Source organism: Amaricoccus sp. W119 (assembly GCF_047275745.1).
Taxonomy (GTDB): Bacteria; Pseudomonadota; Alphaproteobacteria; order Rhodobacterales; family Rhodobacteraceae; genus Amaricoccus.
The window spans coordinates 301,841-326,614 of record NZ_JBKQWU010000001.1; the positions used below are offsets into that span (position 1 = coordinate 301,841).

Below are 24,774 nucleotides of genomic sequence, written 5' to 3' on the forward strand. Positions count from 1 at the left end.
AGAAACGAAATGCGAATCTGTTAGCATTTTCCCGAGCCGGCCGTGGGTCCGGATAGACCGGCATTAAACCCGGAGGACTAGCGTCGCCCCAGGATTGCAATGGCAAGACATCAGGAGGCCGCGCATGACGACACTGACCTTCACCGCGGAGAGCAGCGCCGCCGAAATCAACGCGGCGATTCGGGCGGCGGACGGTCCGCTCACCATCCTGCTCGCCGCCGGAACCTATGATCTGGAGGAACCGATCCGGATCCTTCGCTCCGATGTGACGGTGACCGGCGCGGGTGTCGGCGCGACCATCCTGAAGGCGAGCGCGATCGGCGACGGCAACGCGCAGGCCATCGTCGTGCACGGCGGCGGCGGGACCGAGGTCACGACGCTCAGGAGCTCGACCGTCGCGGATGGAACGACCGAGATCGTCCTCAACAGCGCGGCCGGGATCACCGCTGGCATGGTGATCAAGATCGAGCAGGACAACGACGACGCCTATTTCATCGAGACGGGCAACACTCATCTCGACGCCGCCGAGAAGAACGAGCTCGGCCAGCAGCTGCGGCAGATGCTGGCCGAGGTGGTCGCGGTCGATGGCGACACGGTCACGCTGAAATCGAAGACGCCCTACGCCTTCACCGGCTCGGACGCCAATGGGGCGACGGTGACGAGGGTGAGCATTCCCGACCTGCTGGCCGGGGTCGAACTTTCGGGCTTCACCGTGACCTCGGATCTTCCCGGCACGCCGGACAAGAACAGGTTCGTAAACGTCTACGAAGAATTCTCCCAGCAGGGGACGCAAGCGGCGCTCGAGATCTCGGGGGTCCGCGGCCTCGTCCTTCATGACGTCTCGACGCTCAACGTCGCCTCGACCGCCTTCGACTTCTCGAACATGTACGGCGCCGAGATCGACAGCCTCGAGGCGAAGGGCGCCTTCAACAAGGGCGCCGGAGGCAATGGCTACGCCTTCCACCTGCGCACGGCGTTCAACAATACGCTGACGAACCTGACGGACCAGGACATGCGCCACGGCGTCCTGTTCGCCTCCTTCTCTGCCGAGCACCACAACACGATAGAGGTCACCTCGACGAACCGCGACATCAACTTCCACGGCAGCGCCGACAGCGGGAATACGATCGTCGTGGATCGCTCGGTGCTGGAATTCTCGAGCGCCGGCGAGGTGAAGAAGGCGGTCCAGACCGGCAACCGGAACATCCACCCGAATTCGACCGTCGATGCCAATGACGTCACGTTCAAGTACCTGATCGGCAGCTACTCCGAGGATATCGCCCACGGCCACGCCAGCGGCTCGAAGCTCTACGGCAAGGAACGCGACGACGAATTGCACGGCGGCGCGGGCAAGGATCTGCTGGACGGCGGAGTCGATGACGATATTCTGTCGGGTGGCGCGGGGGCCGACACCTTCGTCTACCGCCGCGACTACGGGCTCGACACAATTCTCGATTTCACCTCCGGCAAGGGTGGCGACACGCTCGATCTCAGCGGCGCCGGGGTCGCATCGCGCGGCGCGCTCGCGGCGAAACACGTGGGCGGCGACACCGTCATCTCCTTCGGCGGCGGCCATGCCCTGACGCTCAAGGGCATCAGCAAGTCCGAATACGCGGCGATGAACATCACCTTCGGACCCGCGACCAAGAAGGGCGTCTCCGTTCTCGCCCGAGGCTCGGACGTCGGTTTCACCGGAACTTCGGGCAACGACACCTTCTCGCTCAGACCGGGCAATTTCGGCGAGGGCGCCCGGCCCGACATCCTCGCGCTCAAGGGCGAGGACACGCTCAGGATCGTCGCGGGCTCGAACTTCGACTCGGGGCTCGGAGGCAAGCTCCGAGGCATCGACGTTCTCGACGTCTCGGAGGCGCCGCGGCGGCCCACGGCGAAGCTCGACAAGGCCTTCACCAAGCAGGCGGACAAGCAGTACGTCGTCGTCGAATACGGCGAGAAGGGCGTCTTCCTCGACACCGGCGACATCCGGGACTGGGACATGGTGCGGGTCCGGGGCGAGGGGCAGGTCCTGCTCGGTTCCAAGGGCGGGTTCGTCCGCGCGGCCGGCGCCGCCGCCATCGACGTGAAGGGGAACTCGAAACACGACGAGATCCTCGGCGGCAAGGGCGACGACCGTCTCGACGGCGGCCGGGCCAGCGACCTCCTGAAAGGCGGCGGCGGCGACGACGCCTTCGTCTTCTCCACGAGCAACGGCAGTTCGGCGGCGGATGTCATCGACGATTTCAGCCGGAAGAAGGGCAACGACGACTGGTTCGAGATCGACAACGCGATCTGGCAGGGGATGAAGCAAGGCTGGATCCCGGCAGTTCAAGCTCGTCTCCGCGCCGAAGCTCTGGGAGGGCGTCGACAAGGACGACCGCGCCCTCTACGACCGGAAGAACGGCGATATCTGGTTCGACCGCGACGGCTCGAGCGTCAAATACGGTCGCGTGAAGCTCGCCGAGGTCGATGACGGCACGTATCTCAGCCACGATGACTTCCTGATCATCTGAGGCCCGCGGCGCTCCCCGGGTGGCGCGGAGCAAGAACGCCCGCGCCACCCTGCCCGCCGAGACTGGACGAGACCGCCTGCTCGGCGCGCGGCTGTTCCACCGGGCCAAACGCGAGGACGCATTGACTGCCGAGGACCGGGACCTGCTGCCGATTCTGGAAGGCGTTCCCGATCACGAGACCCTCGGAAATGCCGGGGTCCCCGGGGAACACCGAGGGGAGCTGGCCGGCGGCGTTCCAGCCGCCGGCCACCCGCCCGGATCTCCCCCTCAGGCGGAAAGGGGGAGCGGCGGGGTCTTCATGTTCGAGGGATCGACGCGGCGCTCCAGCGCCTCGCCCGCGCCATCGAAGAGGTGGCAGTCGCCGGCGAAGAACCCGACCTCGAGCGGCTGCTCCTCGGAGATCAGCCGCGTGCCCGGCAGCACGAGGCAGAAGTTCTCCTCGCGGCCCGGCAGCGGCGCGTAGCCGATCGTCTGCTGGCCGAGTTGCTCGATGACCGAGGGCGTGATGGTCATCCGTCCGTCGCCCGCGCCGATCGCGACATGCTCGGGGCGGATGCCGAGCTGAAGCTCGCTTCCGACAATGTCGCCGCGGCCTTCCACCGGAATGACGATCCGCTGGCCCTGGAAATCGACCTCGACCCCCGCGTCGGAGACGCCGAGGCAGGTGACCGGCAGCATGTTCATGCCGGGATTGCCGATGAAGCCCGCCACGAAGGTGTTGCGCGGCTTGTGGTAGAGTTCGAGCGGCGCGCCGACCTGCGAGATGTAGCCGCCGTTCAGCACCACGATCCGGTCGGCCATGGTCATCGCCTCGACCTGGTCATGCGTCACGTAGATCATGGTCGCGCCGAGCTGCTTGTGCAGGCGGGTAAGCTCGATGCGCATGTCGGCGCGCAGCGCGGCGTCGAGGTTCGACAGCGGTTCGTCGAAGAGGAAGATCTTCGGCTCGCGCACGATCGCGCGCCCGATGGCGACGCGCTGACGCTGCCCGCCCGAGAGCATCCCTGGCCGCTGCTGCAGGCGCTGGTCGAGGTGCAGGATGGTCGCGGCCGCCTCGACCTTCTCGCGGATCGCCTCCTCCGGCGCGCGCTCGACGCGGAGCGGGAAGGCGATGTTCTCGTAGACCGACATATGCGGATAGAGCGCGTAGGACTGGAAGACCATCGCGATGCCGCGCTTGACGGGCGGCAGGTCGTTGACCTTGCGGCCGTCGATGACGATGTCGCCGCCGGTCGTGTGTTCGAGCCCCGCGATCATCCGGAGCAGCGTGGACTTGCCGCAGCCCGAAGGGCCGACGAACACGACAAACTCGCCGTCCGCGATGTCCAGCGACACGTGCTTGACGACATCGATCTTGCCGAAGCTCTTCACGACGTTGTTGAGTGTAAGCTGACCCAAGTTACCTTTCCTCCATTTCGGCCCGGATGTCCGGCCCGGTCGCGATGCTCCCGGGCCGTCCGGTGTGATTACTTGTATTCTTCAAGCGCTTCGGCGGCCTTCGTCAGCGCGGCCTGAGGCTCGGCGGAACCGGTGACGACGGACTGGACCATGTCGATCATGACGTTCTGCAGGCCCTTGTAGTCGGTGAAGAGCGGCTCGGGCCCGCCGAAGGCGATGCCCTCGATGAAGGGCTGCCAGTACGGAACCTCGGCGACGAGTTCATCGACGCGCTCCGACGGCCGCGTCGGCGTCAGGCCCAGATCCGGCGAAAGCTCGTATTCGATCTGGATCTCGGGCGAGGTGATGAACTTGGCGAATTCGGCCGCCTTCTCCTCGACGCCGGAATCCGCGAAGACCGCGAGGCTGTCGGTGATCAGGAGCGTGCCCGGCCCATCGGCCGAGGGGCCGAGCGGCAGCGTGGTCACGCCCCAGTTCATCTCGGTGTCCTTGAGCAGCATCGCCGCCCCGACCGAGGCCTGAAGCATCGCGACCTTGCTGTCGAGGAAGATCGCCCGCATCTCGTTCTGCTCGTAGGCGGTGGCGCCCTCGACCGAATAGGGGGTGATGTCCTTGTAGGCCTGGAGCGCGGCGAGGGTCTCGGGGCTGTCGAGAACGATGTTGTCCTCGGCGTCGATCACCTTGCCGTTGTTCGTGTAGACCCAGTGCAGGAACTGATGCATCGTGTTGTCGAAGGACTTCGCCGACAGGCCATAGCCCGGGACACCGGTCTTGTCCGTGATGACCTTGGCGAATTCGATCTCCTCGGCCCAGGTCTTGGGCGGCGTCTCGGGATCGAGCCCGGCCTTCGCGAACAGGTCCTTGTTCCAGTAGAGCGCCTTGGTCGAGAAGGCGATCGGCACGCCCCACTGGGTGTCGTCGAAGGTCACGGTATCTACGACATGCGGGAAATAGGCCGCCTTCTCCTCCTCGGTCATCGGCACCGGCACGATGAGCTCGCTGAGCGCGAATTCCTTGAGCGTGCGCGAGCCGACATAGGCGAGCGCGGCGGGGCTGCCGGCGGCGGCGAGCGTCGTCGCCTTGTCCTGGCACTGCGCCCAGCCGACCACCTCGACCGCGATCGGATAGTCGGGATTGGCCGCGTCCCATTCACCGATGTACTTCTCGTGAACCGGATCGATCCTGTCGCCGCAATAGATCCAGCTGATCTCCTCGCCGAGCGCCGGCAGCGCCGTGGTTCCCGCGAGAAGGAACCCGATCAGAGTTTTCGGAAACATGGTGGACACCTTATCTCTCCCTGGTGTGAGGTCTTTTATTGCTTCACCGCGCCCGCGGTCAGGCCGCCGACGAGATACCGCTGGAGGAAGAAGACGATGACCAGCGCGGGCGCGATGCCCACGAAGCTGGCCGCCATCAGCTCGTTCCAGATCACTTCCTGCTTGCCGAAATAGGCGTAGAGCCCGATCGGAAGCGGCATGTATTCGGTCTTGGAATTGAAGGTCAGCGCGAAGATGAACTGCTGCGAATAGGACCCGATGAAGGTCACGATCGCGACCACGACGATGCCCGGCATCGCGATGGGCAGGATCACCCGGCGGAAGGTATAGAACTGCGACGCGCCGTCCATGTAGGCGGCTTCGTTGAGCTCGATCGGGATGCGCATCATGTAGGTACGCAGGAGCCAGATCGCGGCCGGGATCAGGAAGGCCGCGCCCGGGACGATCATCGACCAGTAGGTGTTGAGCAGCCCGAGCGTGCGCATCAGCCGGAAGAGCGGGATGAGCAGCACCGCGCCCGAGAACATGCTGACCGCGAGGAAGCCGGCGAGCACCAGCCCCATGCCGATGAAATGGAACCGGGCGAAGGCATAGGCCGCCGGAACCACCAGGAAGAGCACGATGAGCGTCGCCACGGTCGAGATCAGGAAGGAGTTGAAGATGTAGCGCGCGAAGCCCGGCACGCTCTCCCACATGGTGAAATAGGCGGCGAAGGACCCGTCCTCCGGCCAGAAGCGGTATGGCGAGGAGAAGAGCTGCGAGAGCGGCTTCAGGCTGACGAGGAAGCCCTCGAGGAAGGGAGCCAGCATGAAGAACAGGAAGGCCGCGATCCCGGCGTAGACCCCGATGACCTCCCACCAGCGGTAGCGGTCGATCATCGGCGTGTTGTCGTCATGAAAAAGTGCCATGGTTTCCTCCTCAGCCCTTGCCCATGCCCGAGATGCGGTGGGTCACGCGGAAATAGGCGACGCAGAACAGCGACAGGAACAGGCAGATCACCACGGCGCGCGCGGCGCCTTCGCCGTATTTCTTCGAGCCGATCGCGACCTGATAGGTGTCGATGATCATCGTCGTGGTCTGGCCCGAGGGGCCGCCCTGCGTCAGGATCCAGATGATGTCGAAGCTGTTGAACGTGGCGATGAGCGAGAGCATCGACATGGTGATGATCGCCGGCGCCATCAGCGGCAGGGTGATGCGGCGGAATCGCGTCCAGCGGCTGGCGCCATCGGTCCAGGCGGCCTCGTAGAGATCCTTCGGGATCGCCTGGATCGCGGCGAGGAAGTAGATCGTCACCATCGGCACACCGATCCAGACGTCGGTCACGATCGTCGCCCAGAAGGCCGTGCTCCCGTAGGCGAGGAAGGCGACCGGGCCGTCGACCAGCCCGAACCTCTGCAGGAGGCCCGAGATCATTCCGAACTGGCCGTTGTACATCCAGCCCCACATGAAGATGCCGATCGCCATCGGGACGATCCACGGCGGCATGGTCAGGATGCGGAACAGGTGGCGTCCGGGAACCGCGGCATTGAGCAGCACCGCGCCGCAGGTTCCGATGATCATCTTCAGAAGAACCGAGAAGAAGGTCCAGATGAAGGTCCGGAGGATGACGGTGAAGAAGGTCTCGTTGAAGATCTTCTCGTAGTTCCGCCAGCCGACGTAGTTCGTCACCTTGCGGAGCGAGGCGTCCGTGAAGGACAGCCGGAAGGTCTCGAAGAGCGGCCATGCGACGATGCACAGCACATAGAGGATCGCGGGCGCGAGCAGCGCCCATGCGAAGATCATCGCGGATCTCGAATTGGTCATGTCAGGCCGCCCTCCTTGCCAGCGCGGTATCGAAACGGTCCCAGACGGGGGCGAGGTCGACGACGCGGCGCGCGCGGCGCGCGTCGTCCATGGCGAGCGCGAGGATGCCCGCTTCGAGCGCATCCGTGGGCGAGACCGGCAGCGGACCGCCCTCCGTCACATGCGCGACGACTTCCGCGGCCATGCGCTCGTCGGCGCCGTAATGCTGCGACAGCGCCGTCTCCGCGTATTCGCGCTCGACCACCCGGGACTCGCTCAGAACGTCGGTGACGTTGAGGAATCCGCGGGTGAAATCGCCCTCGGCCTGCCCGCGGGTGCCGAAGACGGCGAAGCGGCGGTACTGGTCCGGCGCGTTCAGATTGGTGTGGAAATTCATGCCGACGCCGTTGGCGTATTCGATGATCGCCACCTGATGGTCGATGATGTCGGCGTCGGTGTCGAAGACCCGGTCGGTGCCGTTCCAGCCCGAAGGCTTGCGGTGGAAGATGCTCAGGTCGTTGACGCCCTCGGCGCGCGGATCGTTCTCGGGCACGAAGGTCGCGCGGCCGCCGAAGCTTGCCACGCGCATCGGCCGCGCCCCGATCAGGCCGTTGTAGAGATCGAGGTCGTGGCAGCACTTCTCCAGCATGAAGCTGCCCGCCCATTTCTCGTAGCGCCGCCAGTCCCGCATGAAGAAGGCGCCGTGATAGGGGAAGATATGCTCGGAGGCCTCGACCGAGACGATCCTGCCGAGCCGCCCCTCGTCGCGCGCGGCGAGCAGATCGCGGTAGAGCGGGGCGTAGCGCAGCACGAGGCCGACGAGCAGCCGGTCATGCCCATGGCGCGCCAGCAGCCCCGCGAGCTCGACCGTCTGCTCGATGGACGAGACGATCGGCTTCTCGGAGAAGACCTTCACCCCCGCTTCGAGCCCGAGGCGAATGTGGTCGAGATGCATGTGGTTGGGCGAGCCGATCATCAGGAGATCGAACCCGCCCGCCGCGACCAGCGCCTCCGGAGACTCGTGGCGCGTGCCGGGAGAGATGCCGTGCTCGACGAGCGTCGGAAGCCCGGCCGGCGCGGGATCGAAATAGCCGACGATCTCGAACGCCGGATCTATCTCCCTGAAGACATAGCCCAAATACCCCAGGCGATAGCCCAGGCCGATGATGGCGACTTTCATAGCGCTCCCTGAGAGAAATTCTTTTTCTAAAAATGGCACAAACTCGGCCATTTTACCAATGATTTGGGTGCGACATCCTGTCGTATCTGTAATAGATTTTCAGGAACGTCGCGGTTTCGCGCTCAGGCGGAAACCGCCTCGCGGGTTTCGCGCAGGCCGAGGATCGCCGCGCCGACGAGACCCGGCTCGATGGCGCATTCCGCCCTCACGATCAGCGGGCGCTCCACGCGGCAGAGGACGCGGGACCGGAGCTCGCGGTCGAGCGCCTCGATGAGCGGCCGGGAATTGGAGAGCCCGCCCCCTGCGACGATGATCCCGGCGCCGAGGAGGTTCTGCGCCACCGCGAGCGGACCGGAGAGGATCTCGAGCCAGATCGCGACCGTGCGGCTTTCGCGCGCCGCCCCCGCCTGCCAGCCCGCGATGATCGCGTGGCTGTCGGCGGAGGCTCCGGGATGCAGATGGCGATGCAGCATCTCGATGCCGCGCGCGCCGCAGACCGCGTCGAGACAGCCTGACTGGCCGCAGCCGCAGGGAAAGGCCGGCAGCGTGACCGGCGGATCGCCGACGACGCGCTGCGTGACCGGACCATGGCCGAGCTCGCCCGCGAAACCGCCGGGCCCATCGAGCAGTCGCCCGCGCACCACGACGCCGCCGCCGACGCCGGTTCCGAGGATGAGGCCGAGAACCGTGTCATGGCCGCGCCCGGCGCCGACCACCGCCTCGGCCAGCGCGAAGCAATCCGCGTCATTCGCGAGATCGACCGGCAGGCCGAGCGCCAGGGTCAGATCCCGTTGGAGCACGCGCCCATTGAGGCAGGGGATGTTCGCGACGCGCGCGATACCGGTATCCGGATCGACGATGCCGGCGATGGAGAAGGCGGCGCGGGCGGGTGAGACCCCGGCCGCGGCGATGGCTTCGCGCAGGACGGCGGTGAAAGCGGCGAAATCCCGCCCCGGGGTCGGCACCCGGCCGATCGGGCGGACGTGCTCGGCGGCGTAGGCATGGCCGATCTTGATGGCGGAACCGCCGATATCGAAACAGATGATCATCGGGCCTACGCCTCCATACGCTGTCCGGCGATCCAGACACTCGACGCGGTGATCTCGGGCGTCAGGGTCAGGAAATCGGCGCGGGCACCCGGGCGCAGATGCCCCCGGTCCTCGGCGCCGATCGCGCGCGCGGGGAAGAGCGCCGCGAGCCTCAGCGCCTCGCCGAGCGACCAGCCGAGGCTCGCATGGACGTAGCGGACCGCGTCGATCAGCGCGATGTCGGCCCCGGCCAGCGTTCCGTCGGCCAGCGTCAGGCGCCCGCCCTCGCGAAGGATGCCGCGTCCATTGAGCGTGAAGCCGGGGAGGTCGGTGCCGATCGTGGACATGGCGTCGGAGACGAGGAACATCTGCGCCGGCCCCGCCTTGCCGCGCAGCGCGATGCGCATCGTCGCATCATCGACGTGGAAGCCGTCGGCGATCAGCCCGGCCCACACCCGTCCGTCGTCGAGCGTGGCGCCGACGAGTCCGGGCGCGCGGTGGCCAAGCTGGCTCATCGCGTTGAAGAGATGCGTCACCATCCGCGCGCCGGCGTCGAAGGCGGCGCGCGCGCCATCGGCGGCGCAGTCGCTGTGGCCGAGGCTCACCGTGACGCCCGCCCCGGCGAGCGCGGCGATCTGTTCCGCCGTGACCGATTCCGGCGCGACGGTGCAGATCAGGCAGGGCAGCTCCGCGGCCGCCGCGATCAGCGTCTCGAGATCGGCCTCGGTCATCGGCCGGATCAGGCTCGGATCATGCGTCCCCTTGCGCGACCGGTCGAGGTGCGGCCCTTCGAGATGCAGGCCGAGGAGGCCGGGCTCCCCCACGACGGCGCGGGCGGCAGCGATGGCGCGCTCGGTCACGTCGGGGCGGTCGGTGATCAGCGTCGCCATGACGCCGGTCGTGCCAAGCGCGGCATGCGCGGCGCAGATCCGCGCGATGCCTTCCGGGCTCGGATCGTTGTTGAGGAGGACGCCGCCGCCACCATTGACCTGCAGGTCGATGAGCCCCGGCGCGATCCAGCCGTCGAGCCGCGGGCCGCCGGGCGCCTCGCCCGACCGCAGGACCGCCGCGACCCGTCCGTCGCGGATCACGAGGGCGGCGTCGTCGTGCCAGTGATGGCCGTCGAACAGGCGATCAGTATGAAGGACGAGATCGGTGGAGACGAGATCGATAGGGGCGAGGTCGGTCATGTCGCTCACCAGACGGTGCCGCGGGCGATCAGCGGCTCGACACGCGTGACCACGCCATCGCGGTGGAAAACCATGCGGTCGAAGAGGTTCGACACGACGCAGGTATGGTTCGGCACGATCCGGAGCTGGTCCCCGATCGCGGGCGGCGGCCCGGCGCTGTCGCCCAGATCGACGACCGCGTGTTCCTCCGACAGCGCGACGATCCGCGCGCCGGGCAGGCCCTCGATCTCGCCGTGATCGGCGAAGCCGAGAAGATCGGAGGTCAGCGCCTTGGAGCCCGCGTCGAGAACCGCGCGGGTCGGCGTCGGTCGCGACACGACCGTCGCGAGGACATGCATGGCGAGATCCTCAGGCCCGCATTCGCCCGCCCGGACCATCGAGCGATCGTTGTAGACATAGGTGCCCGCGCGATGCTCGGTCGCCGCCGGAACGAGATGCGCATTCCAGAGATCCGGACTGCCGCCGTTCGAGCGGACGGGGCATTCGATCCCGCGCGCCGCGAGAAGCGTCATCGTGCGCGTGAGATAGTCCTGAACCGCTTCGGCGCCACCCACCGCCGGATAGGTGAGCAGCCCCCGGAACCGGAGCCCCGGCGCCGCCGCGATACGCGCGGCGAGGTCCGCCGCCGCCTCCGGCGTCGTCGCGCCGCAGCGGCCGCCGCCCGTGTCGCATTCGACCATGACCGCGAGCGGCTTCCCGTCCCCGAAGGCGCCGGCGTAGCCGTCGATCGTCTCGGCGCTGTCGGCGCAGACTGTCAGCAGCGCGACGCGGTCGTTCAGCGCCTTCAACTCAGCGAGACGCGCCGCGCCAAGGATGTTGTAGGTGATCAGGATGTCATCGAATCCCGCCTCGGCGAAGGCGGCGGCCTCGGTCACCTTCTGGCAATTGATCCCGACCGCGCCCGCCTCGATCTGCTGGCGTGCGACCGAGGCGAGCTTGTGCGTCTTGATATGCGGGCGGAAATTCAGCCCGTGGCTGGCGAGATAGCTCTGTGCGCGCGCGATGTTCGCGGCGAGCCTCGCCTCGTCGATCACGGGCATGGGCGTCGGCACATCGCGGAGCGCGGTGCCGGGCTCGGGCCAGGGAAAGGTCATGTCTCACCTCCGAAGGGATTTTCGCAGCGGGGCCAGATGTCGTCGCGCACCAGCCGGTAAGGATTGGTCGCGGGATCGTTCGGATAGGGCTTGCCCGCGGAGCAGTAGATGATCCGCGCCGCGATCGGCGCGAAGGCGGCGTAGAAATGGTTGGTCGACTTGATGGCCAGGATCTTCCGGGCCGAGGGCTCGATCCCCATGACCGAGAAGAGCGACGGGTCGAAGCTCTGGGCGCGGACGGTGTTGAGGATCACCTCGATCCCGGTCTCCGATCCATCCTCCCGCAGGAGCGCGACCCGCGCGGCGGGGCCGAAGGGCACCCGGCTCTCGCCGAACCGCATCTCGGCGTCGGGGACGACGCTGAGGACACGGACCATCGCGTCGAGCGGCTCGCCGGTCATCGGCGCCGACTTGCCCCCGAAGCGGAGCGGCATCTCGGCGCCCTCCCCCGCGACGGAGCAGAGCTGGACGGCGATCGGGTCCCAGATCGTCCCGACCGCGACCCCCGTCGCGCCCTGTGCCAGAAGCTCGCGCAGAAGCACGGTCGCATCGCCCGCGGTGCCGCCGCCGGGATTGTCCCACATGTCGGCGATCACGACCGGACCGGCCTCCGCCGCCATCGCCCGCGCGACCGCTTCCGTCTCGACCATCGCGGGCATGATGTGGTGGCCGCGATTCGCGAAAAGCCGCTCGCTCAGTTCCCGCGCCAGCCGCGCGCCCAGATCCGCGTCGCCATCGGTCACGGCGATCATCTTCGTGCCCATCTCCGGCACGTCGCCGGCCATGAAGCCGTGGATCGCGGAGAGCGAGAGCACCTTCGGATCGTCGCGTTCGATCGCCATCATCGTATCGACGAAGCCGCGCATCGGCTGGCGCGATGTCGGGAACACGTCGATCATCCGACAATCATGGACGCACATCACCGGGCGGACCCGCCCGTCCAGCGTATCCGCGACGATGCGCCACAGGTCCTCGGCGCGATCGACGAAATCGGTATGGGGGAATTCCTTGAAGGCGACGAAGAAATCCGCCGCCGCGACCCGTTTCGCCGTCAGATGGCTGTGCGGATCGAGCTCCGCGCAGATGAGGACGCCGGGGCCGACGATCTCGCGCGCCCGCGCCAGCAGATCGCCCTCCGGGTCGAGGCAACCTTGCGCCACCATCGCGCCGTGCAGGCCGAACACCACCGCCTCCACCGGCAGGGCGGCGCGGAGCTGGTCGAGGATCTCGTCGCGGAGCGATTCATGGGCGCCGCGCGACACGAGCCCCGCCGGATCGGCCCAGGCCGCCGTTCCCTCGATGAGCTCCCACCCGCGCTCGGCGCAGACCCGCCGGCCGACCGTGACCGGGGCCGTGCAGAGCGTCGGGGTTGCGGGATGCCGTCCGGGCGGGGCGTAGAGCGAGGCTTCGAAGGCGCGCCGGTCGATCACGATCGGCGAGAAGGTGTTCGTCTCGGTCGCCAGCGCCGCGACGAAGATGCGTCTCGGTGACACGGAGCCCATGGTCATTCCTGGATGTGCGGCAGATAGCCGACGAAACCGGCGATCTTCCAGCGCCCGCCCGCGCGCCGGCAGACATAGAGCGTCTGCCAGTTCATCCGGTCCGAGGTGCCATCGGCCTTCGCGATCCGTCCGTCGAACTTCTTGCGCGCCAGCGCCGCGTCGCCGTCGATCTCGATTTCCTCGAGCCGGGTCGCGGCGAAGATCGCGGCGCGCGGATCGCCCGCGAAGGCGCCGGCGTTCAGATCCGCGACGAAACCGCGCGCCTGCCGCAGCCATTCCGCGCGGTAGAGTTCGAGACTCGGGTAGGCGAGCGCGAAGCCTTGGGGATCGGACTGGAAGCCGCCGCTGACCCCGGTGAAGTTGACCTCCAGGAAGTCGTCGGCGACCGCGGCCCAGTCAGCGGCGATGAAGGCGTCGATATCGCGTGGGACGAGCATCTCCCAGATGGCACGGCGGTCCGAGTCCTCGGCTGGAAACGGGTTCTGGAACGGATCGCGGTCTCCCACGGGTCGGCTCCTCCTCTGAAAATTTGTTTCTGATTTTCTGCAAAAGCGCTGGCATCATGGCCGTGAATATGGCTAAATGTCAAGAGAACTAGAAAATGAATTTCTGGAACCGCCATGCCAAACCCAGCAACCTGCCAAGACGCCATGACCATGCCCGACACGATCCGCCTCGGCGGGAGGCCTCCCGCATGACCGCCCCGATGGACGGAGGCAGGGCACCGACCGGCGTCGGCGCCCCCGATCTCATCGCGGCGCTGACCAACGAGACCGGGCTCTCCTCGCTGGAGCGCAAGCTCGCCGCCTCGATCCTCGGCGATGTCGATTTCGCCACCAACGCCTCGATCACCGAGATCGCCGCGCGCGCCGGGGTCTCGCCGCCGACGGTAACGCGGTTCTGCCGCCGCCTCGGCTGCGCGTCCTTCTCCGACTTCAAGGTGCAACTCGCCAAGAGCGCCTTCGTCGGGCTGCGCTACCTGCATCCGGAATCGGTCACCTCGACCCCGGCGGAGGTCGCCGAGGACATCGTGACCAAGGCGCAGAGCGCGCTCTTCGAGATGCACCGCGCCCTCGATCTCGGGGCACTGTCGGCGGCGGCCGATCTGCTCGCGGGCGCCGAGATGATCCATGCCTTCGGATCGGGCGGCGGCTCGTCCATGGTCGCGAACGAGCTGCAGAACCGGCTGTTCCGGCTCGGCCTCCGGATCTCGTCCTCCAGCGATCACGGCGTCAACCTGATGCAGGCCGCCGCCGCCGATCCCGGCACCGTGGTGATCGGCTCGTCCTTCAGCGGGCGCAATCAGGAGCTGGTCCGCTGTCTCGACCTGCTGCGCGAACGCGCGATCCCGACCATCGCGCTGACACGGAGCGGCTCGCCCGTCGCCGAGGCGGCCGAGATCGCCATCCCCATCGACCTGCCGGAAGGCCAGAACATCTTCCGGCCGACCTCGACCCGCTATGCCTACCTCGCCGCGATCGACATCCTCGCCAATCTTGTCGCCTACGCGGATCGCGACCGGTCCCTGCGCCTGCTGCGCGGGATCAAGGAGCAGTTGATCCGGCACCGCGACGGCGATGACCGCCAATCCCTAGGCGATTAGGCCACCCGCGCCCGGGCCCTCGCGGCGGCCCGGGCGCGGACGCATTCCGCCGCGCAGGACCAGGGAAATTCATGTCGAAACGTCTCGCCATCGTGACCGGAGCCGCCGGCGATATCGGACGCGCCATCGTCGGCCGCCTGCTGCGCGACCATGACCGCGTCATCCTGGCCGACCGTGATCTCACGGCGGCCGAGGCGGCGGCGGCGGATCTCGGACCCGGGTGCCGCGCGGTTCAGGTCGATGTGACCGACCCCGGAAGCTGCGCGGCGCTCGCGGGGGCCGCGCGCGAAGCGGGGGATCTCGCGACGCTGGTGAACAATGCCGGCGCGGCCCTCTCGCCCAGCTTGCGCGCGACCAGCGCCGAGACCTGGCAGGCCGACCGGGCGCTCAATCTCGACGCCGCCTATTACGTCTTCGCCGCGGTCGCGGATCAGCTCGAAGCGAACCGGGGATCGGTCGTCAACATCGTCTCCGTCAACGGCATCTCGGTCTTCGGCAATCCGGCCTATTCGGCGGCCAAGGCGGGCATGATCCACCTCACCCGCCAGATCGCCGTGGAATACGGCCGCCGCGGCGTGCGCGCGAACGCGGTCGCCCCCGGCACCGTCCGCACCCAGGCATGGCAGGCGCGGGCCGAGGTCAACCCCTCGGTCTTCGACGAGGCGGCGGAGCATTACGCGCTCGGCCGGATCGCGCGGCCCGAGGATATCGCCGAGGCCGTGGGCTTTCTCGCCTCCCCGCTGGCCGCGGCGATCACCGGGGTGACGCTGCCCGTCGATTGCGGCCTGACGGCCGGCATCCCGGCGCTCGCCCGCACCTTCGCCCAGTGCGACGATTTCTGAGGCCGGATTTCCCCGCTCCGATACCGAACAAGGCCCACTGCGATGTCTCTCTTTCTCGAAAACGCCTGGTCCCCCGACCCGGCGCCCAAGGGCGCCTGGACCGTCACGCTCCACAATCTCGGCGAGACCGACCTGACCGGCTTCCGCCTCTCGGTCACGACGATCACGCGGATCACTCCCGGACACTGGATCGCAGGCGCGCGGCTCGTCCGGCGCGTGGCCAACTACCATGAGTTCGAGCCGCCGAAGGACCTGCGCCTGACCCCGGGCGCGCGCTGGAGCTTCCGGGCGGAGGGGCTCAACAGCGCCCCCGCGCATCGCAACGACGCGGCCAAGACGGCCTGGGTCACGCTCGCCTCCGGCGAGCACCTGCCGATCATGACCGGCGATCTGACCCGCGCGGACGCGGCCCCCGCGGCGCCGTCTCCCCGGCTGCCCGAGGGACGCCTGACGCTGCCCTTCGCGCTCCTTCCCTGGCCCAATGCGATCGAGGCCGAAGCCGGTCCGGCACCGGTGATGCTCCACGCCGCCGAGGGCACATCGCTCGCCGACAGACGGCTCATGCTCTCGGTCGGCGCGCTGCATGCGCGGCTCTATCCGGCGGCGAGGAAGCTCTTCCAGATCTCGGCCGTCCCCGGTGGCCGCGCGCTCGCCTTCGCCGATGACGCGGCGCTCCCCGCCGAGGGCTACCGGCTCGACTTCGGCCCGACGATCACGCTGAGCGCGAGCGCGGGGGCGGGGCGGCGATACGGTCTCATCTCCCTCGCCCAGATGCTCCACGGCGCCGCCACCGACCCGGCGTTCCGCTTCCCCACGACGGGGCGGATCGAGGACGCGCCACGCTATGGCTGGCGCGGCAGCCACCTCGACGTCTCGCGGCATTTCTGGAGTTTCGGCGAGGTCAAGCGTTTCATCGACATCCTCGCCTGGTTCAGGATGAACCTGTTCCACTGGCACCTGACCGACGACGAGGGCTGGCGGGCCGGGATCCGCGCCTTTCCGGAACTGACGACCATCGGTGCGACCCGGGGGCATGACCGCCCCGGCATGCCGCCGCAGCTTGGCGACGGACCGGAGGACAGCGGCGGCTTCTACACGCAGGATCAGATGCGCGCGGTGGTCGCGCACGCGGGGGCGCTCGGCATCGAGGTCATGCCGGAGATCGAGACTCCGGGCCATGCCGCCTGCGTGCTCGCGGCGCTGCCCGGCCTCACGGATCCGGGCGAGACGCCCGAGAGCTACTTCCCCGTCCAGGGCTATCCCAACAACGCCTGGAATCCGGGAGTTCCCGAGACCTTCGAGGTCCTGGAGGCGATCATCGGCGAGCTCTGCGAGATCTTTCCCTCGCGCCATTTCCACATCGGCGGCGACGAGGTCGCGCACAACGCCTGGCTCGAATCGCCGATGGCGCGCGCGCGGATGGAGCGCGAGGGACTCGCGGGCACGTTCGAACTGCAGAGCTGGTTCCTGCGCCGCGTCAAGGCGATGCTGACGGCGCGCGGCAAGGTGCTGGTCGGCTGGAACGAGGTCGCGCATGGCGGCGGCGTCGGCCCCGAGGACACGGTGCTGATGGCCTGGGAGAGGCCCGAGGTCGGGATCGACCTCGCCCGCCGGGGCTATGACGTGGTGATGACGCCGGGCCAGGCCTATTACCTCGACATGGCACAGGGCGCGGCCTGGCTTGAGAACGGCGCGGGATGGGCCGGCGCGGTGTCACCGCGCCAGACCTACGAATACGAGGCGGAAGGGGCGTTTCCCGAGGAGTCGCGGGCGCGGATGCGGGGCATCCAGGCCTGCGTCTGGTGCGAGCATTTCACGACGGCCGCGTGGTTCAACGACCTGGCCTTCCCACGCCTTCCCGCCATCGCCGAGGCCGCCTGGACCGAGAAGGACGGCAAGGACTGGCTCCGCTTCGCCGCGCAGGCGCGCCTCCATCCGAGGCTCTGAACGCGCCGTGCCGGGGCGTCACCGGCGCCAGCTTCGGGGCCATCACCGAACCGACGAACGACGAGGAGACGACCGATGACCCGCGTCACTCTAGAAATCTGCGTGGACGACGCGGCGGGGATCGCCGCCGCGTCCGAGGGCGGGGCTGACCGGCTGGAACTTTGCGCGGCCCTCGCCCTCGGCGGGCTGACTCCCTCGGCCGGGCTGATCGCGCTCGCCGCCCGCTCGCCCCTGCCCGCGCTCGCGATGATCCGGCCCCGCGCGGGCGATTTCGTCTGGTCCGAGGCGGAGCGGGAGGCGATGCGCGCCGAGATCGCGGCGGTGCGGGCCGCGGGTCTCGCGGGCGTGGTGATCGGCGCCTCGCTGCCCGATGGACGGCTGGACGCCGGGACGCTGGCCGAACTGGTCGCCGCCGCCGCGGGGCTCGACATCACCCTGCATCGCGCGATCGATCTCACCCCCGATCCGGCCGAGGCGATGCGGCTGGTGCATGATCTCGGTATCCGGCGGGTGTTGTCGTCGGGAGGCGCGCGCACCGCCGAACTCGGGCTCGCGCGGCTGGCCGTGATGGCCCGGGCGGCGCCGGAGGTGTCGGTGATGCCGGGCGGTGGCATTTCGGCCGGGAATGTGGGGGTCTTCCTGACCGCCTTCGGGGAGGCGCCGCCGCGCGAGATCCATGCCTCGTGCTCGGTCCCGGCGCCCACGCCGACGCTGCCGGCCGTGGCGGAGTTCGGCTTCCAGCCCCCGGCCGCCCGGACCACCGACGCGGGGCGCGTGCGCGCCCTGCGCCTGGCAATCGATCAGGTGGCAATCGATCAGGCAGCGGTCTGATCAGCTAGCGATCGATCGAATTGGAATCGACGGCGCCGGATCGGCCGGCGCCAGTCGACCATGCGCGATCGGATGGCGCCGGATCAGGCCACTTCGGACCGGCCGCCGGGGTGAACTTCCTCGTAATACTCCCGCAGCGTCAGCTTGCCGGCCGCCGCCTCGTCGAGCACGACGGTCGTCCTGCGATGCATCTGCAGCGCCGATGCCGGACAGGCGGCCGACATCGGCCCTTCGATCATCGCCGCCGCCGCTTCGGCCTTGCCCGCGCCATAGGCGAGCAGCACGATCTCGTCGGCGCGCAGGATGGTCCCGATCCCCATCGTGATGGCGCGGCGCGGCACATCGGCCGGGTTCGCGAAGAACCGGGCATTCGCCTCGCGGGTGGATCGGGTCAGCGTCTTGATCCGGGTCAGCGACTGGAGGCTCGAGCTTGGCTCGTTGAAGCCGATATGCCCGTTCGCCCCCAGGCCCAGCAGCTGGAACCCGATGTCGCCCGCCTCGACGATGGCCCGCTCGTAGGCGACGGCCTCCGCCTCGGCGTCCCGGGCATCGCCGCGCGGCAGCCGCGTCGCCCCCGCGGGCATGTCCACATGGTCGAAGAGCTGCTCGCGCATGTAGCGCCAGTAGGAGCAGGGATGGTCAGGCCTGAGCCCGACATATTCGTCGAGGTTGAAGGAACGTGCCCGCGCGAAGCTCACCCGACGGGCGCGATGGGCCTCGATCAGCCGGGCATAGACCGCCTCCATCGTGCCACCGGTCGCGAGGCCCAGCACCACCTCGGGCTGCCGCGCGAGCCGCGCCATCATGAGCCCCGCGACGCAATCGACCGCCAGCGCGGCGTCCTCGTGGATCAGGACCTTCACAGCGGCTTCCACGCGAGCGCGTCGATTTCGACCTTCGCATCGACCATCAGCCGCGACTGGACGGTCGACCGGGCCGGCGGGTTGTCGATGAAATGCTTCTCAAAAACGGCGTTGAAGCTCGAGAAGTCGCGCGGATCGTCCAGCCAGCAGTTGACCTTGATCACGTCTTCCAGCCCGCAGCCCGCGAGCGCGAGCACGGCCTTGATGTTCTCGATCACCTGTTCGGTCTGGGCGACGATCCCGCCGGTGACGACCTCGCCGCCGACGGTCGGGACCTGCCCGGACACATGAACGTAGTCGCCCGCCCGGACCGCCTTCGCGAAGGGCCGCTTCTGCCCTCCGGCCTGAGCGTCGGCGGTGTCGTAGCGGATCAGTCGCGTGTCGGTCATGCTTACCTCTGCGGTTACTCGTGATGTGAATTTATTTCATTCATAGCGCAAGATTGGTCGAGTCTCAAGCAGATCGGCCGCGTATGGCATCGAAGAATGTAAATGAATTTCTCAGCGCCGCGAGATCCACAGCTTTCGACTGGCGGGCCGAGCAGCGCCGCCGAAGGTCGCGGCCGTCCCTCGCTTCGCCCGCGAAACGGGTCCCGCCGGCATTGCCGGAGCGCGCCGTATCCGCTTAGTCTTGACCGGTCCGAAGCGGAGGAGAGAGCATGGCCGCGGAGCAACGTGTCACCTTGTCGCGGCTGGACCGGTTCTGCCGCGAGGCCTTCGCGGCCATCGGCGCCGATGCCGCCACGGCGGATGCCGCCACCCGCGCGATGCTGCATGGCACGCGCCTCGGCGTCGACAGTCACGGCATCCGGCTGCTGCCGCATTACCTGCAGGCGCTCGAAGGCGGGCGGCTGAATCGCGCGCCCGTTGTGAAACGCGTCGGCGGCGCGGGGGCGGTCGAGGTTCTCGACGCCGACAACGCCCATGGCGCGGTCGGAACCTACCGGGCGATGGAGCGCGCGGTCGAACTGGCGCGCGATTTCGGCCTCGGCGCCGTCGCCGTCCGCGATAGTTCGCATTTCGGCCCCGCCGGCGCCTATTCGATCGAGGCGGCGCGCGCGGGCTTCATCGGCTTCACCTTCTGCAACTCGGACAGTTTCGTGCGGCTGCACGACGGGGCGATGCGCTTTCACGGCACCAATCCGATCTCGGTCGCGGTGCCGGTCGCGGGCGACGACCCCTGGCTCCTCGACATGGCGACCAGCGCCGTCCCCTACAACCGCGTGCAGCTCTATCGCAGCCTCGGGGTCGAACTGCCCGAAGGGGTCGCCTCCGACACGGCCGGCATCGACACGCGCGACCCCGAAGTCGCCGACATGCTGGCCCCGGTCGGGGCCGCGTTCGGGTTCAAGGGCGCGGCGCTCGCCGGTGTCGCGGAGATCCTGAGCGCCGTCCTGACGGGCATGAAGCTGAGCTTCGACATCCTGCCCATGGCGGGGCCGGATTTCAGCACGCCGCGCGGGATCGGGGCCTTCACGCTGGCGCTGAACCCCGACGCCTTCCTCGACCGGGCCGCGTTCGACGCGGGAATGCGCCGCTACATGACGGTGCTGCGCGAGTCTCCGGCGCGGAGCGGCGCCCGGGTCATGGCGCCGGGCGACCGGGAATGGCGGGTGGCGGCCGAGCGTGATCGCGACGGGGTGAGTCTCGATCCGGCGACGGCGGAAGCCTTCCGCGAGCTGTCCGCCCGACTCGGGCTTTCGCCCGTTGTGTGAACGATACCGGCCAAGCACCTGGAACGAAGGATGTTCTCCGGTGGCGTAGACGGAGGCGACGAGGGGGATTCGGAATTTTCTTGACCGATTCGGGTTTCACCGCCTAGTCTCGATATTGGTCAGACCAGTTCGACTGCCGCGCCATCGGAGAAATGGGGCGGGTCCGGGAGGAGCAATGGTCCAGAACGAACGACCCCGCCGGCAGTACCGGCAGGTGGCCGATCAGATTCAGGCACTCGTGGCCGCGCGAAAGCTCGGGCCGGGACAACGCCTGCCCTCCGAGCGCGAGCTCGCGGAGATGCTGTCGGTCTCGCGGCCCTCGCTTCGGGAAGCCCTGATCGCGCTCGATGTCGAAGGTCACGTCGAGATCCGCATGGGGTCCGGCATCTACGTCGGCTCGACGGCTGGACCGCGGGCGGAAGGGGACACGCCCCGGCCGGACGCCGAAGGGCCGCTCGAACTCCTCAGGGCGCGCTGCGTCATCGAGAGTGCCATCGCGGAGGAGGCCGCCGCTCATGCGACGCCGCGCTCGGTCGCGCGGCTCGACGACAACCTGCGGGAGATGGCCGCCTGCCTCGACGATACCGCGCAGGCCATCCGGCTCGACGGCGCGTTCCACATCGAGGTCGCCTCGGCCACCGGCAACGCGGTGCTGGCGAAACTGACGGCCGAGACGTTTCACAAGCGGATGTCGCCCTATTTCGCGCAGTTCTCGGCCTATTTCGAGAACCCGCGGACCTGGCGCCTGGCGCTGGAAGAACATGGCACCGTGCGCGACGCGATCGCCGCCGCCGATCCCCCCGCCGCGCGCGACGCCATGCGGCATCATCTGACCGAAGCCGGGCGGCGTTTCATAGACGGCGTTCTCGCCGAGCGAGCGGAGGAATCCGCCGCGACGTGACCCTGCGCCCCGGGACGAACGGGCGCCCGAGACAGCAAATGAAACTGGGAGGTTACAGCATGAACTTCGGATTGAGAGGCCTGATCGGGGCGACGGCGATGGTCATGGCCAGCGCGATCGCCGCGCAGGCGCAGACCACGCTCAAATGGGCGCATGTCTACGAGACCTCGGAACCGTTCCACACGGAATCGGTCTGGGCGGCCGAGGAGATCGGCAAGCGCACCGAGGGCCGCTACAAGATCGATGTCTTCCCGGCCTCGCAGCTCGGCAAGGAGGCCGACATCAACCAGGGCCTGAAGCTCGGGACCGTCGACATCATCATCTCCGGCTCCAGCTTCGCCTCGCGCGACTACAAGCCGATCGGGGTGACCTACTACCCCTACATCTTCCGCGATGCCGACCACCTTCTCGCCTATGCCAAGAGCGATGTCTTCCAGCGGTTGGCGGGAGGCTATGAGGAGGAGACCGGCAACCACATCACCGCCGTGACCTATTACGGGACGCGCCACACGACGGCGAACAAGGAGATCAAGACCTGCGCCGACATGGAGGGGCTGAAGATCCGCGTTCCGGACGTGCCCGCCTATCTCGCGATGCCGCGCGCCTGCGGCGCCAATACCTCGCCGATCGCCTTCGCCGAGGTCTATCTCGCGCTGCAGAACGGCACGGTCGAGGCGCAGGAGAACCCGCTGACCACGATCGAGGCGAAGAAGTTCTACGAGGTCCAGTCGAACATCGCGCTGACCGGACATATCGTCGACCATTTGAACACCGTGGTCTCGAAGATGACCTGGGCGAGCCTCTCCGACGAGGACAAGCAGATCTTCTCCGAAGTCATGCTCGAGGCGGCGGAACGCGCCACCAAGATCGTGCAGGAGCGTGAAGCGGCGCTGGTCGACAAGTTCACCGCCGAAGGCATCACCGTGACCGAGGTCGACAAGGCCGATTTCGAGAAGAACGTGATCGAGAAGGCCCCGCTCGACGACTTCGGCTACGAACAGACGGACTGGGAAGCCATCCGCGCCATCCAGTAAGGCCGCCTGACCCCGGCGGCCCTCGCCGCCGGGGTCGTCCATGATGACCCCGTATCGGAGGCCCTAAATGGCAGACCCAGGACACGCGCCCGTCAGCATCGAGGAAATGGCACATGCCTTCGAGGAGGAGGGCGGCCCCGTCGATCTTTCGAACTACGCCATCGAGGACTGGCTGACCATGGCCGTCTTCTGGGCGATGGCGGTCTGCATCTTCCTGCAGTTCTTCACCCGCTACGCGCTCAACAACAGCCTCGCCTGGACCGAGGAAATCGCCGCGAACTGCCTCGTCATCGTGGTATTCATGGGATCGGCGATGTGCGTGCGGATGGGGCGCCATATCGTGGTGGACCTGCTCTACAATTTCCTCTCCCCGAAGACCGGCCGCGTGCTCGAGGTCATCGTCGATCTGATCGGCATCTGCTTCTACGCCTACATGGCCTGGCTCATGTGGCGCTACATCGACATCGTTGGCGGCGAGCGCATGGTCACGGTCGATCTGCCGCGCGGTTTCGTCTTCTATACCGTCTTCATCGCCTTCGTGCTGATGACGCTGCGCTCGGCGCAGAATTTCGTTCACGACCTGAGGGCGAGGAAGTCCGTCAGGGAAGAGGCGGCCGAATCCGGCCCGACGGCGGGGGTGTGAGACCATGCTGCTTCTGATCGGAGCCTTCCTGCTCCTCATGATGGTCGGCGCGCCGGTGGCGGTCGCGATGGCCGTCGCCTCGCTGGCCTATCTGCTGATCTACGGCGTGGCCCCCGACATCGTCGCCGCGCAGCGCATGATCGCGGGTGTCGAGAGTTTCCCGCTGATCGCGGTGCCCTTCTTCATCCTCGCCGGCAATCTCATGAACATCGCGGGCGTTACCGGCCGCATCTATCACTTCGCGCTCTCGCTCGTCGGCTGGATGAAGGGCGGGCTGGCGCAGGTCAACATCATCGGCTCCGTGGTCTTCTCGGGCATGTCGGGCACCGCGCTCGCGGACGCCGCCGGTATCGGCACGATCGAGATCAAGGCGATGAAGGACCACGGCTATCCGGTGGAAGCCGCCGTCGGCGTCACCGCCGCCTCGGCGACGCTCGGGCCGATCTTCCCGCCCTCGCTGCCCTTCGTCATCTACGGGATGATGGCCAATGCCTCGATCGGCGCGCTCTTCATGGCGGGCATCCTGCCGGGGCTGGTGATGACCGCGCTCATGATGCTGACGGTCTACATCTTCGCCCACCGCTATGGCTGGGGCTCGGACACGCCCTTCAGCCTGAAACAGCTCGCCGGCGCGACGCTCGAAGTGCTCGTCGTCCTGGGATTTCCGGTCGCCGTCTGGCTGCTCGTCCAGATCGGTCTGTCGATCAATCTGGCCGTCCTGATCGCGCTCGCGACACTGATCGCGCTCGACTGGTATTTCGACTGGCACGCGGTCATGGCGCTGATGGCGCCCGTGCTCCTGATCGGCGGCATGACCATGGGCTGGTTCACCCCGACCGAGGCCGCCGTCGCCGCCGTGATCTGGACGCTGTTCCTCGGCCTCGTGCGCTACCGCACCATGACCTTCCGCACGCTGGCCAAGGCGTCCTTCGATACGATCGAAACCACGGCCTCGGTCCTCTTCATCGTCACCGCCGCCTCGATCTTCGCCTGGCTCCTGACGGTCAGCCAGGCGGCGCAGCTCTTCTCCGATGCGATGTTCGCGCTCACCGACAACTGGTGGACCTTCCTCATCATCGTGAATGTGCTGCTCCTGGTGGTGGGGGCGTTCCTCGACACGATCGCCGCGATCTCGATCCTCGTGCCGATCCTGATGCCGGTCGCGGCGCGATACGGGATCGACCCGGTACACCTGGGCCTGATCCTGACCCTGAACCTGATGATCGGCCTCCTGACACCGCCGCTCGGGGTGGTGCTCTTCGTGCTGTCGCGGATCTCGCAGCTTTCGGTCGAGCGGACGGCGCTCGCGATCCTGCCCTGGCTCATCCCGCTCATGATCGCGCTCGCGCTCATTACCTTCGTGCCGGCGATCACGCTCTGGCTGCCGACGCAATTCGGCCTGATCCGATGAGCTTCCGCCCGCGCGGGGCCACCGCGC

22 protein-coding genes are annotated in these 24,774 nt (G+C 67.8%); 10 read left to right on the plus strand and 12 right to left on the minus strand.

Annotation, left to right across the window (positions count from 1 at the left end; all coding sequences use genetic code 11):
- The first annotated feature begins 124 nt into the window (after positions 1–124).
- Positions 125–2,467 (plus strand): hypothetical protein, encoded by a 2,343-nt coding sequence (locus ACLJK8_RS01405; RefSeq protein ID WP_413148168.1) that lies wholly within the window; start codon positions 125–127, stop codon positions 2,465–2,467.
- A 307-nt stretch (positions 2,468–2,774) separates the two neighbouring features.
- Here ACLJK8_RS01405 and ACLJK8_RS01410 read toward each other — a convergent pair whose 3' ends face one another.
- From ACLJK8_RS01410 to ACLJK8_RS01455, 10 genes are all read right to left on the minus strand, one after another.
- A complete protein-coding gene (locus ACLJK8_RS01410) occupies positions 2,775–3,905 on the minus strand; it encodes an ABC transporter ATP-binding protein (protein WP_413148169.1) in 1,131 nt (376 codons plus the stop codon).
- Between the two features lie 68 nt (positions 3,906–3,973).
- Positions 3,974–5,182, minus strand: a complete 1,209-nt coding sequence (locus ACLJK8_RS01415) for an extracellular solute-binding protein (protein WP_413148267.1) — start codon at positions 5,180–5,182, stop codon at positions 3,974–3,976.
- 35 nt (positions 5,183–5,217) lie between these two features.
- Positions 5,218–6,090, minus strand: a complete 873-nt coding sequence (locus ACLJK8_RS01420; RefSeq protein ID WP_413148170.1) for a carbohydrate ABC transporter permease — start codon at positions 6,088–6,090, stop codon at positions 5,218–5,220.
- Positions 6,091–6,100: 10 nt separating this feature from the next.
- Positions 6,101–6,985: a carbohydrate ABC transporter permease gene (locus ACLJK8_RS01425; protein WP_413148171.1), complete on the minus strand. Its 885-nt coding sequence runs from the start codon at positions 6,983–6,985 to the stop codon at positions 6,101–6,103.
- A 1-nt stretch (position 6,986) separates the two neighbouring features.
- The gene (locus ACLJK8_RS01430) at positions 6,987–8,144 is read right to left on the minus strand and encodes a Gfo/Idh/MocA family protein (protein ID WP_413148172.1); all 1,158 of its coding nucleotides are present in this window, start codon (positions 8,142–8,144) and stop codon (positions 6,987–6,989) included.
- Between the two features lie 122 nt (positions 8,145–8,266).
- Positions 8,267–9,193, minus strand: coding sequence for an ROK family protein (locus ACLJK8_RS01435; RefSeq protein WP_413148173.1), 927 nt, complete (start codon positions 9,191–9,193; stop codon positions 8,267–8,269).
- A 5-nt stretch (positions 9,194–9,198) separates the two neighbouring features.
- Positions 9,199–10,362 (minus strand): N-acetylglucosamine-6-phosphate deacetylase, encoded by a 1,164-nt coding sequence (gene nagA, locus ACLJK8_RS01440; protein WP_413148174.1) that lies wholly within the window; start codon positions 10,360–10,362, stop codon positions 9,199–9,201.
- A gap of 5 nt (positions 10,363–10,367) precedes the next feature.
- On the minus strand, positions 10,368–11,456 hold the full coding sequence (locus ACLJK8_RS01445) for an alanine racemase (protein WP_413148175.1): 1,089 nt from the start codon (positions 11,454–11,456) through the stop codon (positions 10,368–10,370).
- Positions 11,453–12,949, minus strand: a complete 1,497-nt coding sequence (locus ACLJK8_RS01450) for a M81 family metallopeptidase (RefSeq protein WP_413148176.1) — start codon at positions 12,947–12,949, stop codon at positions 11,453–11,455. The genes ACLJK8_RS01445 and ACLJK8_RS01450 overlap by 4 nt, the downstream gene beginning before the upstream one ends.
- 11 nt (positions 12,950–12,960) lie before the next feature.
- On the minus strand, positions 12,961–13,464 hold the full coding sequence (locus ACLJK8_RS01455; RefSeq protein ID WP_413148177.1) for a hypothetical protein: 504 nt from the start codon (positions 13,462–13,464) through the stop codon (positions 12,961–12,963).
- A gap of 188 nt (positions 13,465–13,652) precedes the next feature.
- Here ACLJK8_RS01455 and ACLJK8_RS01460 point away from each other — a divergent pair, with 188 nt between their 5' ends.
- The 4 genes from ACLJK8_RS01460 (at position 13,653) to ACLJK8_RS01475 (ending at position 18,181) form a co-directional block, all read left to right on the plus strand.
- On the plus strand, positions 13,653–14,561 hold the full coding sequence (locus ACLJK8_RS01460; protein WP_413148178.1) for a MurR/RpiR family transcriptional regulator: 909 nt from the start codon (positions 13,653–13,655) through the stop codon (positions 14,559–14,561).
- 71 nt (positions 14,562–14,632) lie between these two features.
- Entirely contained in the window at positions 14,633–15,403 is a 771-nt protein-coding gene (locus tag ACLJK8_RS01465) for an SDR family oxidoreductase (RefSeq protein WP_413148180.1), read from the plus strand.
- A gap of 42 nt (positions 15,404–15,445) precedes the next feature.
- Positions 15,446–17,350, plus strand: coding sequence for a beta-N-acetylhexosaminidase (locus ACLJK8_RS01470; protein ID WP_413148181.1), 1,905 nt, complete (start codon positions 15,446–15,448; stop codon positions 17,348–17,350).
- Between the two features lie 75 nt (positions 17,351–17,425).
- On the plus strand, positions 17,426–18,181 hold the full coding sequence (locus ACLJK8_RS01475; RefSeq protein WP_413148182.1) for a copper homeostasis protein CutC: 756 nt from the start codon (positions 17,426–17,428) through the stop codon (positions 18,179–18,181).
- A gap of 83 nt (positions 18,182–18,264) precedes the next feature.
- Here the strand turns inward: ACLJK8_RS01475 and nagB are convergent, their stop codons facing one another.
- Together nagB and ACLJK8_RS01485 are read right to left on the minus strand one after the other, a co-directional pair.
- The gene (gene nagB, locus ACLJK8_RS01480) at positions 18,265–19,044 is read right to left on the minus strand and encodes a glucosamine-6-phosphate deaminase (protein WP_413148183.1); all 780 of its coding nucleotides are present in this window, start codon (positions 19,042–19,044) and stop codon (positions 18,265–18,267) included.
- A complete protein-coding gene (locus ACLJK8_RS01485) occupies positions 19,041–19,433 on the minus strand; it encodes a RidA family protein (protein WP_413148184.1) in 393 nt (130 codons plus the stop codon). The genes nagB and ACLJK8_RS01485 overlap by 4 nt, the downstream gene beginning before the upstream one ends.
- Positions 19,434–19,702: 269 nt before the next feature.
- Here ACLJK8_RS01485 and ACLJK8_RS01490 point away from each other — a divergent pair, with 269 nt between their 5' ends.
- From ACLJK8_RS01490 to ACLJK8_RS01510, 5 genes are all read left to right on the plus strand, one after another.
- Complete coding sequence (locus ACLJK8_RS01490) at positions 19,703–20,758, plus strand: Ldh family oxidoreductase (RefSeq protein WP_413148185.1); 1,056 nt, start codon at positions 19,703–19,705, stop codon at positions 20,756–20,758.
- 175 nt (positions 20,759–20,933) lie between these two features.
- A complete protein-coding gene (locus tag ACLJK8_RS01495; protein WP_413148186.1) occupies positions 20,934–21,659 on the plus strand; it encodes a FadR/GntR family transcriptional regulator in 726 nt (241 codons plus the stop codon).
- A gap of 59 nt (positions 21,660–21,718) precedes the next feature.
- Positions 21,719–22,693 (plus strand): sialic acid TRAP transporter substrate-binding protein SiaP, encoded by a 975-nt coding sequence (locus ACLJK8_RS01500; RefSeq protein ID WP_413148187.1) that lies wholly within the window; start codon positions 21,719–21,721, stop codon positions 22,691–22,693.
- 67 nt (positions 22,694–22,760) lie between these two features.
- Positions 22,761–23,336: a TRAP transporter small permease gene (locus tag ACLJK8_RS01505; RefSeq protein ID WP_413148189.1), complete on the plus strand. Its 576-nt coding sequence runs from the start codon at positions 22,761–22,763 to the stop codon at positions 23,334–23,336.
- A 4-nt stretch (positions 23,337–23,340) separates the two neighbouring features.
- Positions 23,341–24,747, plus strand: coding sequence for a TRAP transporter large permease (locus ACLJK8_RS01510; protein ID WP_413148190.1), 1,407 nt, complete (start codon positions 23,341–23,343; stop codon positions 24,745–24,747).
- The last annotated feature ends 27 nt before the right edge of the window (positions 24,748–24,774 follow it).

What these genes read in the sequence shown, in the direction of transcription:
- ACLJK8_RS01405 (WP_413148168.1), top strand. Translation starts at nt 125, where the DNA reads ATGACGACACTGACCTTCACCGCGGAGAGCAGCGCCGCCGAAATCAAC.
- ACLJK8_RS01415 (WP_413148267.1), bottom strand. Translation starts at nt 5,182, where the DNA reads ATGTTTCCGAAAACTCTGATCGGGTTCCTTCTCGCGGGAACCACGGCG.
- ACLJK8_RS01420 (WP_413148170.1), bottom strand. Translation starts at nt 6,090, where the DNA reads ATGGCACTTTTTCATGACGACAACACGCCGATGATCGACCGCTACCGC.
- ACLJK8_RS01425 (WP_413148171.1), bottom strand. Translation starts at nt 6,985, where the DNA reads ATGACCAATTCGAGATCCGCGATGATCTTCGCATGGGCGCTGCTCGCG.
- ACLJK8_RS01430 (WP_413148172.1), bottom strand. Translation starts at nt 8,144, where the DNA reads ATGAAAGTCGCCATCATCGGCCTGGGCTATCGCCTGGGGTATTTGGGC.
- ACLJK8_RS01435 (WP_413148173.1), bottom strand. Translation starts at nt 9,193, where the DNA reads ATGATCATCTGTTTCGATATCGGCGGTTCCGCCATCAAGATCGGCCAT.
- nagA (WP_413148174.1), bottom strand. Translation starts at nt 10,362, where the DNA reads ATGACCGACCTCGCCCCTATCGATCTCGTCTCCACCGATCTCGTCCTT.
- ACLJK8_RS01445 (WP_413148175.1), bottom strand. Translation starts at nt 11,456, where the DNA reads ATGACCTTTCCCTGGCCCGAGCCCGGCACCGCGCTCCGCGATGTGCCG.
- ACLJK8_RS01460 (WP_413148178.1), top strand. Translation starts at nt 13,653, where the DNA reads ATGACCGCCCCGATGGACGGAGGCAGGGCACCGACCGGCGTCGGCGCC.
- ACLJK8_RS01465 (WP_413148180.1), top strand. Translation starts at nt 14,633, where the DNA reads ATGTCGAAACGTCTCGCCATCGTGACCGGAGCCGCCGGCGATATCGGA.
- ACLJK8_RS01470 (WP_413148181.1), top strand. Translation starts at nt 15,446, where the DNA reads ATGTCTCTCTTTCTCGAAAACGCCTGGTCCCCCGACCCGGCGCCCAAG.
- ACLJK8_RS01475 (WP_413148182.1), top strand. Translation starts at nt 17,426, where the DNA reads ATGACCCGCGTCACTCTAGAAATCTGCGTGGACGACGCGGCGGGGATC.
- ACLJK8_RS01485 (WP_413148184.1), bottom strand. Translation starts at nt 19,433, where the DNA reads ATGACCGACACGCGACTGATCCGCTACGACACCGCCGACGCTCAGGCC.
- ACLJK8_RS01490 (WP_413148185.1), top strand. Translation starts at nt 19,703, where the DNA reads ATGGCCGCGGAGCAACGTGTCACCTTGTCGCGGCTGGACCGGTTCTGC.
- ACLJK8_RS01495 (WP_413148186.1), top strand. Translation starts at nt 20,934, where the DNA reads ATGGTCCAGAACGAACGACCCCGCCGGCAGTACCGGCAGGTGGCCGAT.
- ACLJK8_RS01500 (WP_413148187.1), top strand. Translation starts at nt 21,719, where the DNA reads ATGAACTTCGGATTGAGAGGCCTGATCGGGGCGACGGCGATGGTCATG.
- ACLJK8_RS01505 (WP_413148189.1), top strand. Translation starts at nt 22,761, where the DNA reads ATGGCAGACCCAGGACACGCGCCCGTCAGCATCGAGGAAATGGCACAT.
- ACLJK8_RS01510 (WP_413148190.1), top strand. Translation starts at nt 23,341, where the DNA reads ATGCTGCTTCTGATCGGAGCCTTCCTGCTCCTCATGATGGTCGGCGCG.